The organism is Nonomuraea sp. NPDC005692 (assembly GCF_040631115.1).
Taxonomy (GTDB): domain Bacteria; phylum Actinomycetota; class Actinomycetes; order Streptosporangiales; family Streptosporangiaceae; genus Nonomuraea.
In genome coordinates, this window is record NZ_JBEXYU010000020.1 from 66,764 (window position 1) to 79,503 (window position 12,740).

A 12,740-nucleotide genomic window follows, 5' to 3' on the forward strand; every position below is an offset into this window, starting at 1 on the left:
AAGCGGATTTCGGCTCTTATCGGGCCGCTGCTGAGTCAATAAAGTCCCGGGCCATATCCATCAACTCCGGGTCACCCTTGAACAGCGATATGTGGTCGCCGTGCGCCCGCAGATGCAGGACGGCGTCCGGCAGCGCCGCCGCCACCGCCTTCGACCCCGCCGGGTGGGCGGTCTCGTCGTCGTGACTGGACACCACCAGGACGGGCCGGTCGATCCCGGCCAGCCAGGGGCTCACGTCCGTCGTCATGATCTCGCCGTTCAGGCGGCAGTAGCGGTGCAGCAGCTCGGGCGTCGCGTACGGGTAGACCACCAGGTGCGCCAGGTCGGGCGGCACCGAGGAGAGCATCGTCTGGCAGAGCACGGGATGGATGGCGGCGGCCCGGTCGGGGCCGGTCGCGGCCATCTCCATGAGCGCCACCAGGTTCTGCTGGTGGTGGGTCCGGTCGGCGCCCTTCACGGCGGCGAAGTCGCCGTGCCAGAGGCTGAGGGAATCGACGCGGTCCGGGTCGAGGTGCGCGGCGGCCAGGCCGATGACGGCTCCGCCGCACAGGCACATCAGATGCGCGCGCCGGACGCCGAAATGGTCCATGACCGCGAAAAGGTCACCGGCCTGCGCCGTCACCCCCACGTCCGGCGGCTGCGCCGAGGGGTCCTGCCCGAACAGCGCGCGGGTCTCCCAGGTGAGGACGTGATGGGTGCGGGACAGGAAGCGCATCCACTGCTCGCACAGGCGGGCCGGCATGCCGCAGGCGGCCACGATCACGACGGCCGGGGCCTGCGGGTCGCCGGCCGCGTAGGCGGGCAGCGGCGGGCCTCCGTCCGCCGGCGCGACCTCCTCGCGCACGCACAACCCTTCGAAGCCGTCCCGCGCCGCGCCGTCCACGACCTCGTCGACGACGGCCGGCGGCAGGTCCTCGCCCATGCCGTCGCGGAGCGCGAGATGGTCGCTGACCAGGCGTTCGAAGGTGTCGAGCGAGGAGTGGTCGGTCAGTGCGAACTCCGGTGCGCCCAGCCGTCGGGTCACACGGCCCAGGAGGGAGGCGAGGCCGGGCGGGCCGGCCAGGCGCACCGGATGCCGCAGGACGTCCACCAGCGGCCGCGTGTCCTGCACGGCCCGGGTCAGACGTCTCAGTTCGGCGGCCACGAGATGATCACCGCATTCCGTGGGTGGCGGGAGGGCGCGCGGGTCGCCGCGCGCCATGGGCGGGGAGAGGCCGGGTGGCGGGAGGAAACGCGGGTCGCCGCGCGCCGTGGGATCGGAGAGGTCACGGCGGGCCTCATCGGGTGGTGAAGGGATGGCCGGTGGTGGTGGCCGTGGCGATCCGGTTGTTGGGGTTGGTGTTCTGGCCGGTGACCAGGACGGCGCCGTACCGGTCGAGGCTGACCCGGCCGCCGTACTCCTCGATCTCGTCGGTGTCCGGGTAGACGTCCACCTTGGTCGGGACGTACCGGGCCGCGAACCCCAGGCGCATCTCGTCGGTCAGGCCCCGGTGCGGCAGCGAGGCGTGCATGAGCGTCGACCAGAACAGGATGGCCTCCCCCGGCCTCATCACCATGGAGACGGCCTGGGACTCGTCGGGCTTCCAGTCGGGGTCGATCTGCAGGTCGCGGTAGTCGTAGCCGAAGAAGCCGCGCCGGACGCCGTCCTTGTCCTCCTGGTTGATCTTGTTGGGGTCGTAGTGCATGCGCTTGGTCTCGTCGTAGAACATCGTCTCGTGGGTGCCGGGGATGAACTGCAGGCACCCGGTGTCCTCGTTCGCCTCGGTGAAGGCGGTCCAGACGGTGATCGTGCCGCCGAACTCCTCCGCCTGCGGCCAGACGATCTGCGGCTTGCCGGAGGCGTTGGCGAAGGTGTCGGCCTGGTGCCAGTCGGTGCCCTCGTCCCCGGGGTACTTGGGGAAGAACTCGGTGCGCCAGCAGAGCACGTCCGGGCCGAGCACGCTGACCACGCGGTCCACGATCTGCGGCCGGCTGATGTGGTCGGCCAGGAAGGCCGAGTCCAGGTGCCGGTCGTAGTTGGAGATGTTGGTGTTGCCCGAGGAGGCGGCGTCGTCGCGGTAGACGGCGTTGCTGCGGTCCATGAGACGCATGCGCTCGCGCCGCCAGTTCTGGCGCATCTCGTCGATCTCGTAGACCTTGAACGGGCCGAAGTAGCCCTGGGTGTGGAAGCTCTTCAGCTCCTCGGGGGTCATCGAGTGCTCGCCCCGGACGGTGGTCTCGTGCATGGTCTATCCCCTCACGGTCAGTCGTTCCTCGACGCAGGAGGCCAGGGAGGCGACCGACGCCTCCTCCTCCAGCTCGCGTCCCGTCAGCTCCAGCCCGAAGCGCTCGTTCACCTGGGCGATGATGCGGGTCATCGCCAGCGAGGTCGCCCCCAGGTCGAACAGGTCCACCTGGGGTGGCACCTCGTCGCGTTCGAGCACGTCCTCGGCGATGCGCTGCACGACCTTGGCGGCCGACGATGCCTGCGCGGACCTGGCCAGAGCGGCGCGGTCCGCCTTTCCCTGCGGCGTCATGGGGATCTCCGACACGATGTGGTAGGTGGACGGGCGGGCGTGCGCCGGCAACCGGCTCGCGGCCCGCTCGGTGAGCTGGTCGATCAGGTCCGGGCCCGGATCGCCGTCCGGCACGACGAAGGCCAGCAGCCGGACGTCGCCCTCGCCGTAGTCGCGGTGGGCCACCACCGCGTGAGCGACCCGCGGATGGTCCAGGAGGCACAGCTCGATCTCCCTGGGCTCCAGGCGGAACCCGCGGACCTTGATCTGGTCGTCGGACCGCCCGAGGTAGGCGTACTCGCCGCCGGGCAGGCGGGTGACGACGTCGCCGGAGTCGTAGCGGCGGCCGCCGTCCGGCGCGACCGTGAACCGCTCGGCGGTCAGCTCGGGCCGGTCGAGGTAGCCGCGGGCGAGCCCGGGGCCCGAGACGTGCAGGGTCCCGGTGGCGGCCGGGCGTCCGTGCTCGTCGAGCACGTCGAGGCGCAGGTCCGGGATGGGCACGCCGATCGGGCTCAGCTCGGGGTGGTCGAGGTCGGCCGCGCGGACGCGGCGGTAGGTCACGTGGACGGTGGTCTCGGTGATGCCGTACATGTTGACGAGCTGGGGGCTGTCGTCGCCGTAGCGGTCGATCCACGGGGCCAGCAGGTCGACGTCCAGCCGCTCGCCGCCGAAGACGATCCGGCGCAGCCGGTACGGCGAGGGCTCCTCCTGCCGGGCGTCGGCCGCCACCAGGTGCCGGAACGCGGACGGCGTCTGGTTCAGCACGGTGACGCCCTCCGCCACCAGCAGCCGGCGCAGCGACTCGGGCGACCTGGCCACCTCGGCCGGGACGATCACCAGCCGGCCGCCGTACAACAGCGCGCCCCACAGCTCCCACACCGAGAAGTCGAAGCTGACGGAGTGGAAGAGCGTCCAGACGTCGTCGTCGCCGAAGCCGAACCACTGCTCGGTCCGCTCCAGCAGGCGCACGACGTTGCGGTGCTCGACCAGCACCCCCTTGGGCGCGCCGGTCGAGCCCGAGGTGTAGATGACGTAGGCCAGGTCGTCGTCGCGGGCCGTGGCCGCGGGGCGTCCCTCGGGCGGTTCGGCGTCGGCGAGCACGACCTCGCCGGGCAGGACGCCGCCGAGCCGGCCGGCCACCCCGGACGTCGTGACGACCGTGCGGACCCCGCTGTCCTCCAGCAGGTACGCGATCCGCCCCGCCGGGTAGCCGGGGTCGATCGGCACGTACGCGCCGCCCGCCTTGAGTATCGCGAGCAGCCCGGCCACCAGGTCGATGCCGCGGTCCGCGCACAGCCCCACCAGCACGCCGGGGCCGGTCCCCGCGGCCTGCAACAGGCAGGCCAGCCGGTCGGCCCGGGCGTCCAGGTCTCCGTAGGTGATCTCCTCGGCGCCGCAGGTCACGGCGATCCGGTCGGGGGCCTTCGCGGCGCGCTCGGCGAAGATCTCGTGCAGGCAGCGGCCGGTCATGTCGCGTACATCCCCCAGTGGTGCGGGGTGAGCCCGGTGTCGGTCATGCTGCCGGGCACGAACATCCTGGCCCAGGTGCCGCCGCCGCGCTCGGGCGCGATGCGCTGCTGGAAGTACAGGTCCCGCACCTTCTCGTCCTTCACGTGCAGCGCCAGGACCTTGTAATAGGTGCTCAGCGACTTCATGTGGATCAGCCAGTGGATGCGGTCGGCCGCGCCGAAGGCCTCCTCGTAGACGAAGACGGTGGCCTCGCCGGGCAGGTTCTCGTTGATGGACTCGGCGGCCTCGCGGGCGAACGTGCGCCCCTCGGACCGGAAGTCGTAGTCGAGCTGGGCGGTCCGGTGCAGCAGCAGGCCGCAGTTGCCCGAGTGGACGAGCTGCTCGTAGGGCTGCGGCACCTGCTCGCGGGCGCCGGGCAGCCCGGTGATCTCGCCCTGCTGCAGGTAGACCGTGGACTGCTTCTCGCGCTCGCCGTCGACCGCGGTCCCGTACATGCCCCAGAACTGGGGGAGCAGCACGGTCTCGGTCATGCTGCCGTCGACGAAGATCTCGTCCCAGCCGCTGTCGGCGGTGTTGTCGCGGTACTCGCCGTCGGAGGTGCCCATGTGCACCATCTGCTCGTAGGCGTGCAACGAGCTGAGGTGGATCAGCCAGTGCAGCCGGTCCTTGGTCCCGAACGTCTCCTCGTACAGGAAGACGCTGGCGACTCCCACCTGCTTGGCGGTCACCATCTCGGCCATCATGCGGGCGAACTTGCGCCCCTTGGCGTGGGAGCCGTTCCTGACCTGCGCGGTCCGCTCGACGATCACGCCGGCCGTGGCCGAGTTGATCAGATCCGCCGCGGGCACCGAGGTCTGCTGCTCGGCCGGCGGGATGACGGGATTCGGGTTGGTCATCGTTCCACTCCGTCTGTCGGCTTGTTCGTCACGCTAATGAGGGCCCGCCGTGCTGCCTGCTCAATAGTGAGCAGGGGCTTCACAGCGGGATGTTGGTGTGGTCGCCGCGCAGCGGCACGGCCTTGAGCAGGGCCTCGGCGAGCCGCCGCCGGGTGCCGGCGGGCTCGATCACCTCGTCCACGACGCCGATCTCCACGGCCTTGCCGACGCCGCCGGCCTCGCGCTCGTGCTCGGCGACGAGCCGGCGGCGCAGCTCCTCGCGCCCGTCCTGCGGGCCGTCGCGCAGCTTCCTGCGGTGCAGGATGTCCACGGCGGCCTCGGCGCCCATGACGGCCACCTCGGCGGTGGGCCAGGCATAGACCGCCGAGGCGCCCAGGGCGCGGGAGTTCATGGCGACGTACGCGCCGCCGTAGGACTTGCGCAGCACGAGCGTCACCCGGGGCACGACGGCCTCGGCGAAGGCGTGCAGCAGCTTGGCGCCGCGCCGGACCACGCCGTCCCACTCCTGCCGGACGCCGGGCAGGTAGCCGGGCACGTCCACGAGCACGACGAGCGGCACGCCGAGCGAGTCGCACATGCGGACGAACCGTGCGGCCTTCTCGGCCGCCGCCGCGTCGAGGCAGCCCCCCTTGCGCAGGGGGTTGTTGGCGATGACGCCGACGGTCCTGCCGGTCAGCCGGCCGAGCGTGGTGACGAGGTTGGGCGCCCACTTCGGGTGCAGCTCCTCGCCGGGGCCGTCGAGCAGCCGGGCGACGACGGGATGCACGTCGTAGGCGCGCTTGGCGCGTTCGGGGAGCAGGCCGCCGAGCTCGGGGTCGTCGCGGGCCTCCCAGGGGCGCAGCTCGCCCTGGCCGCCGAGCAGGGTGGTGATCCGGCGGGCGGCGCCGACGGCGCCCTCGTCGTCCGGGGCGGTGAGGTGGGCCAGGCCGCTGCGCCTGCTGTGCGGGTCGGGGCCGCCGAGCCGCTCCATGTCGACGTCCTCGCCGGTGACCTTGCGGACGACGTCCGGGCCGGTGACGAAGACGCGCCCGCTCTCGCTCATGATCACCACGTCGGTGAGCGCCGGGCCGTAGGCCGCGCCGCCGGCGGCCGGGCCGAGCACGACGGAGATCTGCGGGACGGCGCCGGAGGCCCGGACCATCGCGGCGAACACCTGCCCGACGCCGTCGAGCGCGGTGACGCCCTCCCCCAGCCGGGCGCCGCCGGAGTGCCAGAGGCCGACGACCGGCGCCCGCTCCCGGACGCCGAGGTCGATGGCCCGGACGATGCAGGCGCAGCCCTCGGCGCCCATCGCGCCGCCCATCCGGCCGGGGTCGGTGGCGTAGGCGACGGCCGGTACGCCGCCGATGCCGCCCCGGGCGGCGAGCACGCCGCAGCCGTCGTCGCCGGGCAGCGGCCGGACGGTCCCCGGGTCGAAGAGCGCGCGGACCCGGTCCCGCGGGTCGCGGTTCATCCCCAGGTCACCGGGAGGGCGTGCACGCCGTACACGAACATGTCGGAGCGGAAGGGCACCTCCTCCAGCGGCACCGCGAGGCGCAGCCCCGGGAGCCGGGCGAACAGCGTGGACCAGGCGATCTCCAGCTGGGCGCGGGCCAGGAGCTGGCCCATGCACTGGTGGATGCCGAAGCCGAAGGACAGGTGCTCCTGCCGCTCGGCGAGGTCGCCGAAGCGGCCGAAGTCCAGCCGGTCGGGGTCGGCCCACACCTCCTCGTCGCGGTTGGCCGCGGCCAGCACGACGACCACGCCCTCGCCCTTCCTGATCAGCCGGCCGCCGACCTCGACGTCGTCGGTGGCCGCGCGGCGGGCGCCGTAGTCGATGACGGTCTGGTGCCGGATGATCTCCTCGATGGCGGCGGGCAGCGCCTCGGGACGTTCGCGCAGCTCGGCCAGGCGTTCGGGGTTCTCCAGCAGCGCCACGGTGCCCACGCCGATCTGGTTGGCGATGGTCTCGTAGCCGGCCACCATCAGCAGCGTGGCGATGCCGACGACCTCCTCCCGGCTGACCTTGGCCGCCTCGCGGTGGGCGCCGAGCCGGCTGAGCAGGTCGTCGGCGGGCCGCTGCTCGCGTTCGGCGACCAGCCGCTCCAGGTAGTGGCGCAGGTCCTCGCGGACCTTCATGCGCTGCTCGGGCTCCACGTTGCGGTCGCCGATGACCTTGGTGGTCTCGTGGAAGTAGTCGCGGTCCTCGTACGGCACCCCGAGCAACTCGGTGATGACCTGGGACGGCAGCGGCAGGGCCAGCGTCTGGACCAGGTCGGCCGGCGGGCCCTGGGCGGCCATCTCGTCGACGAGCGACCCGGTGATGCGCTGGATGGCCGGGCGCAGCGCCTCGACCCGCCTGCGGTTGAACTCCGGCAGCAGCAGGCGGCGCAGCCGCGAGTGGTCGGGCGGGTCCATCCTGATGAAGGTGCCCGGCCCCGGAGGCTGCGAGGTGAGCCGGGCCGGGAAGCCGGGGGTGGCGAAGTCGGAGCTGAACCGAGCGTCGCCGAGCACGGCGCGGGCGTCCTCGTACCGCGTCACCAGCCAGACATCGCTCCCGTCGAAGTCCAGCCGGACGCGCGTGATGGGCCGCCCCGCCTGCAGGTCCCGGTATTCGGACGGCGGATCCAACGGGCACGTCCTGGGGATGGGGTAGGAGTCCATGCCAGCAGCCTCGCCCGCCCGCCCGTCCGCGTCTGCTCAACTGTGAGCAGGCCCGCGCGACCAGGCCGGTGCGAGCGGGCATGGCGGGCGGGCATGGCGGGCGGGCATGGCGGGCGGGCATGGCGATGGCGGGGCCGCGCACGGCCCCGCCACCCGGTGCACCGGGGTCACGCCCTGGCGGCACGCCCCTGGTTGGGCGCGGCCTGCTGGTCGGCCTTGCCCGCCTTCGACCGGCCCATGGACATGTCGCGCAGCGGGACCTCCTTCAGGAAGAGGCTGGCCACCAGGCCGATGCCGACCGCGATCGCGCAGGCGAGGAACAGGTCGCCCAGCGCGTCGGCGAGCACCGCCGGCGCGACGCCCTCGCCGCCCTGGCCGGCGACGCCGAGCCGGGACGACATGATCGAGCCGAGGATCGCCAGCGAGACCGGCCCGGCGATCATCCGCCAGAACTGGATCTGGCTGGTGCCGACGCCCACCTGCTCCATCGGGATCGCGCTCTGCGTGACGGCCGTGGCCATCGGGAACGCGATGCCGATGCCGACGCCGATGAGCACCATGGCGACGATCGGCAGGCCCTGGCCGCTGTCCGGGCCGACGGCCGACAGGATCAGCAGCCCGGCGACGATGGCCGCCATGGCGAAGACGCCGAGCAGCCGGTAGCGCGGCATGGCCGTCATGGCCTTGCCGGCGATCGGGGCCATGAGCATCAGGCCGAGCATCATCGGGATCAGTAGCGTGCCGGAGTGGGTCGCGCTCACGCCGAGCACGCCCTGGTAGAGCAGCGGCACGTAGAAGGCCGTGCCCATCATGGCGAACGCGGAGAAGAAGGCCACCACGGCCATGACGGACACCTGGTTGCTCCGGAACAGCGCGAACGGCACCAGCGGGTTCTTGGCCACCCGCGTCTCGACGAAGTAGAACGCCACCAGCAGCACGGCGCCGCCGATCAGCAGCGCGAGCACCTCGGGCGAGGTCCAGGCGTGCCGGTCGCCGGTGAGCGTGAGCCCGATCAGGATCGGGACGAGCCCGGCCACGAGCGTGACGACGCCGGCGAAGTCGATGTCGCGCCAGCTCGCGCCGCTGCGCACGAACGGGACGCCGATGAGCACGGCGGCGATCGCGAGCAGCCCGATGGGCACGTTGACGTAGAAGACCCAGCGCCAGCTCCAGCTGTCGGTGATGAACCCGCCGAGCGGCGGCCCGATCACCATGCTGAGGCCGGAGAAGCCGAAGAAGACGCCCTGCATCTGGGTGCGGCGCTCCGGCGTGTAGATGTCGGCGAGCAGCGTGAAGACGTTGGCCATCAGCACGCCGCCGAACAGCCCCGCCAGCCCTCGCGCGCCGACGAGCTGGGGCATCGTCTGGGCCGCGCCGCACAACCACGACGCCACCAGGAAGCCCGCCAGGCCGACGAGCAGCACCGGTTTGCGGCCGAACATGTCGCCGAGCTTGCCGGCGATCGGCACGACGACGGCGGCCGCTACGGCGTAGGAGACCCCCACCCACGCGTACAGCGACAGGCCGTGCAGGTCGGCGGCGATCCGGGGCATCGCCGCCCCCACCACCGAGACGTCGATCGACGCCAGCGCGAGGGCCAGGAGTGCGCCGATGGTGGCGAACAGCTGGCCGCGCGTACTCGAACCGGTTTGGTTCATGTCATCGCCTCCCTTGTTCTTGGCAGCCGTCCCACTTCTTCGCGGACCCATGCCGACTCCAGCCCACACGAAGGCGCCCTGCCGGTCTGCTCAACACTGAGCATCCGGGGAGCGCCCGGCTTCCTACCATCGGCCGCATGACGACGAACCCGGCAGAACTGGTCAGCGCCCGAGCGGGCGATCATGTGGCACTCGTCGTGGACGGCGAGCGCGAGCTGCGGGTGGCCGACTGGACCGCCCGGTCGGAGGAGCTGGCCGCGCGGCTGGCCCCGGTCAGGACGGCGCTGCGGCACGACGACTGGATCGGGCACGCCGTCGCCGCCGTCGCCGTGCACCTGGCCGGCGGCACCGTGCTCGGGCTGCCGCCCGCGCTGCCGGAGGAGGAGGCCCGCGCCCGCATGGCCGAGTGCGGGGTGGGCCAGGTGCTGCCCGGCCCGTTGGGTGACGCGGCGGGCACCCGGGACGACGACGTCGCCGAGATCCTCTACACCTCGGGCACGACCGGCCGTCCCAAGGCCGTGGCCGTCCCGGTCGCCAACCTCACCTACGGCCACGAGGGCCGCGGGAAGCTGTTCACCGGCGTGGACGGGGTGCTGGCCGCCGTCCCGCTGGGCACGAACGCCGGGCACAGCGCGCTGATGACGGCGATGACCGCCCCGGCGACCACGCACGTGCTGACCGATCTCGGGCCGGAGAACGTGGCCCGCATGCTGGAGAAGCTGCGGGTGCCGATGGCGATCGTCCCGCCGTCCACCGCGACCCGGATGGTGGCGCACGGGTGGCACGAGCGGTACGACCTGTCCGGCCTGCGGGCGCTCATGCTGGGCTCGGCGCCGGTGCCGATGGCCACGGTGGCCCGGCTCATGGAGGCGCTGCCGGGCGTGCGGATCGTCATCGGCTACGGCTCGACGGAGTCGGCCCCCGCCTTCGTGCACCGCCCGGTGGAGACGCCGCCCACGCAGGAGGACGAGGGGCTGCTGGGCAGCCCGAGCGCGGGCACCGAGGTGAAGGTCACCGACGCGGGCGAGATCTGCCTGCGCTCGGCCGCCCCGCGCCGCTACTACCTGACCGACGCCGCCGCCGACGAGCGCACCTTCCGCGACGGCTGGACCCACATGGGCGACCTGGGCGAGCTGGACGGGGAGGGCCGGCTGCGCTTCTTCGACCGCGCCGCCGACGTCATCACCGCCGGCGGGCGCCGGATCTCGTCGCTGCGGGTCGAGCACGCCCTGCACTGGCATCCCGAGGTGGTCGAGGCCGCCGCGGTCCAGGGGCCGCGGGGCGTCACGGCGACCGTCGTGCTGCGCTCGCCCGTGCCCGAGGACGAGCTGCGCGCCTTCGCCGCCGACCGGCTGGACCCGGCCGAGCGGCCGGCGCGGTACGTGGTCGCGAAGTCGCTGCCGCGCGGGCCGATCGGCAAGACGCTCAAGCGCGAGCTGGCGGGCTAACCGGCGGTGGCCAGCTCGTGCAGCTTGCAGACGGTCTTCCAGTTGCGGGCGGTGGCGGTGACGCCGAGCTTCTTCTCCCAGAAGGAGTAGGACAGCTTGGTGTTGCGCACCCCGTCGGGGCACCAGACGTAGATCTCCTTGCCGACGTGCTTGAACACGTCGGGCTTGAAGGCGTCGGGGTCGAGCGCCTTGATCGGCCCGGCGTCGGGCTTCTCCGACAGGAACGTGACGAGGTGCAGGGCGTCGTCGGCGGCGACGTCCCCGAGCGGGTTGGCCTTGAGGATCTCGCCCAGCTCGGTGCCCGTCCTGGCCAGGACGGGCACCGGGACGCCGAGGTCGCGGGCGAGCGCGGCCTCGATCTCGGCCGCCGCCTTGTCGGGGCTCTTCCCGCTGGTGTAGACGACGTTGCCGCTCTGCAGGTGCGTCTTGACGTCCTCGAAGCCGAGGCCCGCCAGCAGTTCGCGGAGCTCGGCCATGCTCACCATGTTCCGGCCGCCGACGTTCACTCCGCGCAGCAGCGCCACCTGCCTGGACATGTCGCTCAACCCCTTCTGCCCACCACCGCCTGGGGACGGAACTGCCTGATGCGCTCGACCAGATACGCCGCGTCGTCCTTTACCCACCAGATGAGCGCCGAACCGTAGGAGTGCTGGCACTGCATGCCGAGGACGTAGAGGCCGGGGGCCGCGGTCACGCCGCGGTCCTGCGTGATGCCGCCGCCGTCGTCCTGGATGGGGGCGTGCACCCAGGAGTAGTCGTAGCGGAAGCCGGTCGCCCAGACGACGGCGTCGACGTCGGCCGAGCGGCCGTCCTCGAAGCGCATCGTGCGGCCCTCGGCGTCGACCGTACGGCCCACGAGCTCGAAGCGGTGCCGCTTGGCCAGCTTCTTCAGGCTCGGCCCGACCAGGATCGTCTTCTTGTGCAGCCGGTCGCGCTCGCCCATCAGCGGCTTGGCGATCAGCCCGAACTTGTCGCCCCACCAGTGCAGGCCCTTGCCCAGGAACCGGCGGCCGAAGTGCGGCAGCGGCGAGCCCTGCGACAGCAGCACGCGGCGGCCGGCGGCGGCCAGCTCGGGCGCGATCTGCGCGCCGGAGTTCGCGGCGCCGACCACGACGACGGTCCCACCCGGCACCTGGGACGGGTTGCGGTAGCGGCCGGTGTGCACCTGGTAGACCTCGGGGTCCAGCCTGCCCGCGAGCTCCGGCAGCTTCGGCACCCGGTAGGCGCCGGTCGCGATGATCACCTGCGGCGCCTCGTACGTGCCCTTCGTGGTCTCCAGCCGGTAGCCGCCCTCGATCGGCTCCAGGGAGGTGACGCGGGTGCCGAGCCTGACCGGCAGGTCGAACTCCTTGCCGTACGCCTCGACGTAGTCGGCCATCTCCTCCTTGGTGGGGAAGCGGTTCTTCCCGCCGGGGAAGCGCAGGCCGGGCAGGGCACAGTACTCGGCGATCGTGAACAGCTCCAGGGAGTCCCAGCGCTGCCGCCACGCCTCGCCGAGCCGGGCTTCCTCGTCGAGGATGACGAAGGGGATGCCGGCCTGTTTCAGGTAGTAGCCCGCGACGAGCCCGCTCTGGCCGCCACCGACGACGATCACTTCAGTGTCCATGCGGCCATCGTCGCGCGCGGGCGCGAGGCGGTCTGCTCAACACTGAGCAGTTCCTGACATGCGAGTACGCGGAGCCCCCGGCCCCGCGTACCCGACTGCGTGCAGCGCCTACTTGAGGTTGAAGTTGAGGGTGACCTCCGCCGAACCGTCGGTCTTGGAGACGTACCCTCCCTTGCCGCTCAGCCCCTTCAGCTCCTCCGTGCCGGAGTTCGGCACGACGGACCAGTCGGCCTTGGCCACGCCGCCGTCGAAGGTGCCCGTCGCCTGCAGCACGAAGGAGCCCTTCTTGCCGCGGACGCTCCCGACGACCTTCTGCAGGCCGACGAAGCTGGCCTCGGTGTCGCTGGCGTAGGCCATCAGGTACTCGGCCTGCCCCTCGCCTTCGATGTCGCCGGTCCAGGCGTTGGTGACGTGGGCCTGAGTGAGCTTGGGCTGGCCCTTCTTCTCCTCGTAGGGCTTCTCGTCCCAACCGGTGATCTGGTACGAGCCCTTACCTTGGGTAGTCATGTCAGCTCCCTTTTTTG

11 protein-coding genes are annotated in these 12,740 nt (G+C 72.2%); 1 reads left to right on the forward strand and 10 read right to left on the reverse strand.

What is annotated here, in order from left to right; all coding sequences use genetic code 11:
* Positions 1–16 precede the first annotated feature (16 nt).
* From ABZ459_RS33000 to ABZ459_RS33030, 7 genes are all read right to left on the reverse strand, one after another.
* Positions 17–1,144: an alpha/beta hydrolase gene (locus tag ABZ459_RS33000; RefSeq protein ID WP_357978786.1), complete on the reverse strand. Its 1,128-nt coding sequence runs from the start codon at positions 1,142–1,144 to the stop codon at positions 17–19.
* A gap of 133 nt (positions 1,145–1,277) precedes the next feature.
* Positions 1,278–2,225, reverse strand: a complete 948-nt coding sequence (locus tag ABZ459_RS33005; protein ID WP_357978788.1) for a chlorinating enzyme — start codon at positions 2,223–2,225, stop codon at positions 1,278–1,280.
* A gap of 3 nt (positions 2,226–2,228) precedes the next feature.
* Positions 2,229–3,965 carry an amino acid adenylation domain-containing protein gene (locus ABZ459_RS33010; RefSeq protein WP_357978790.1) on the reverse strand — a complete coding sequence of 579 codons (1,737 nt, stop codon included), beginning with the start codon at positions 3,963–3,965 and terminating at the stop codon, positions 2,229–2,231.
* A complete protein-coding gene (locus tag ABZ459_RS33015; RefSeq protein ID WP_357978792.1) occupies positions 3,962–4,861 on the reverse strand; it encodes a DUF6039 family protein in 900 nt (299 codons plus the stop codon). The genes ABZ459_RS33010 and ABZ459_RS33015 overlap by 4 nt, the downstream gene beginning before the upstream one ends.
* Positions 4,862–4,940: 79 nt before the next feature.
* Complete coding sequence (locus tag ABZ459_RS33020; protein ID WP_357978794.1) at positions 4,941–6,314, reverse strand: carboxyl transferase domain-containing protein; 1,374 nt, start codon at positions 6,312–6,314, stop codon at positions 4,941–4,943.
* A complete protein-coding gene (locus ABZ459_RS33025) occupies positions 6,311–7,504 on the reverse strand; it encodes a cytochrome P450 (RefSeq protein ID WP_357978796.1) in 1,194 nt (397 codons plus the stop codon). The genes ABZ459_RS33020 and ABZ459_RS33025 overlap by 4 nt, the downstream gene beginning before the upstream one ends.
* A 167-nt stretch (positions 7,505–7,671) precedes the next feature.
* On the reverse strand, positions 7,672–9,162 hold the full coding sequence (locus tag ABZ459_RS33030; RefSeq protein WP_357978798.1) for an MFS transporter: 1,491 nt from the start codon (positions 9,160–9,162) through the stop codon (positions 7,672–7,674).
* A gap of 137 nt (positions 9,163–9,299) precedes the next feature.
* Here ABZ459_RS33030 and ABZ459_RS33035 point away from each other — a divergent pair, with 137 nt between their 5' ends.
* The gene (locus tag ABZ459_RS33035) at positions 9,300–10,610 is read left to right on the forward strand and encodes a fatty acid--CoA ligase family protein (protein WP_357978800.1); all 1,311 of its coding nucleotides are present in this window, start codon (positions 9,300–9,302) and stop codon (positions 10,608–10,610) included.
* Here the strand turns inward: ABZ459_RS33035 and ABZ459_RS33040 are convergent.
* The 3 genes from ABZ459_RS33040 to ABZ459_RS33050 form a co-directional block, all read right to left on the reverse strand.
* On the reverse strand, positions 10,607–11,146 hold the full coding sequence (locus tag ABZ459_RS33040; RefSeq protein WP_357978802.1) for a DUF1697 domain-containing protein: 540 nt from the start codon (positions 11,144–11,146) through the stop codon (positions 10,607–10,609). The two genes, ABZ459_RS33035 and ABZ459_RS33040, sit on opposite strands and share 4 nt — an antisense overlap.
* A 5-nt stretch (positions 11,147–11,151) precedes the next feature.
* Positions 11,152–12,216, reverse strand: a complete 1,065-nt coding sequence (locus ABZ459_RS33045) for an NAD(P)/FAD-dependent oxidoreductase (protein WP_357978804.1) — start codon at positions 12,214–12,216, stop codon at positions 11,152–11,154.
* Positions 12,217–12,324: 108 nt separating this feature from the next.
* A complete protein-coding gene (locus ABZ459_RS33050) occupies positions 12,325–12,723 on the reverse strand; it encodes a DUF3224 domain-containing protein (RefSeq protein ID WP_352327373.1) in 399 nt (132 codons plus the stop codon).
* Positions 12,724–12,740: the final 17 nt, after the last annotated feature.

Coding starts and splice junctions, on each gene's coding strand:
- ABZ459_RS33040 (WP_357978802.1), bottom strand. CDS start 11,146: ATGTCCAGGCAGGTGGCGCTGCTGCGCGGAGTGAACGTCGGCGGCCGG.
- ABZ459_RS33005 (WP_357978788.1), bottom strand. CDS start 2,225: ATGCACGAGACCACCGTCCGGGGCGAGCACTCGATGACCCCCGAGGAG.
- ABZ459_RS33030 (WP_357978798.1), bottom strand. CDS start 9,162: ATGAACCAAACCGGTTCGAGTACGCGCGGCCAGCTGTTCGCCACCATC.
- ABZ459_RS33020 (WP_357978794.1), bottom strand. CDS start 6,314: ATGAACCGCGACCCGCGGGACCGGGTCCGCGCGCTCTTCGACCCGGGG.
- ABZ459_RS33025 (WP_357978796.1), bottom strand. CDS start 7,504: ATGGACTCCTACCCCATCCCCAGGACGTGCCCGTTGGATCCGCCGTCC.
- ABZ459_RS33035 (WP_357978800.1), top strand. CDS start 9,300: ATGACGACGAACCCGGCAGAACTGGTCAGCGCCCGAGCGGGCGATCAT.
- ABZ459_RS33015 (WP_357978792.1), bottom strand. CDS start 4,861: ATGACCAACCCGAATCCCGTCATCCCGCCGGCCGAGCAGCAGACCTCG.
- ABZ459_RS33010 (WP_357978790.1), bottom strand. CDS start 3,965: ATGACCGGCCGCTGCCTGCACGAGATCTTCGCCGAGCGCGCCGCGAAG.
- ABZ459_RS33050 (WP_352327373.1), bottom strand. CDS start 12,723: ATGACTACCCAAGGTAAGGGCTCGTACCAGATCACCGGTTGGGACGAG.
- ABZ459_RS33045 (WP_357978804.1), bottom strand. CDS start 12,216: ATGGACACTGAAGTGATCGTCGTCGGTGGCGGCCAGAGCGGGCTCGTC.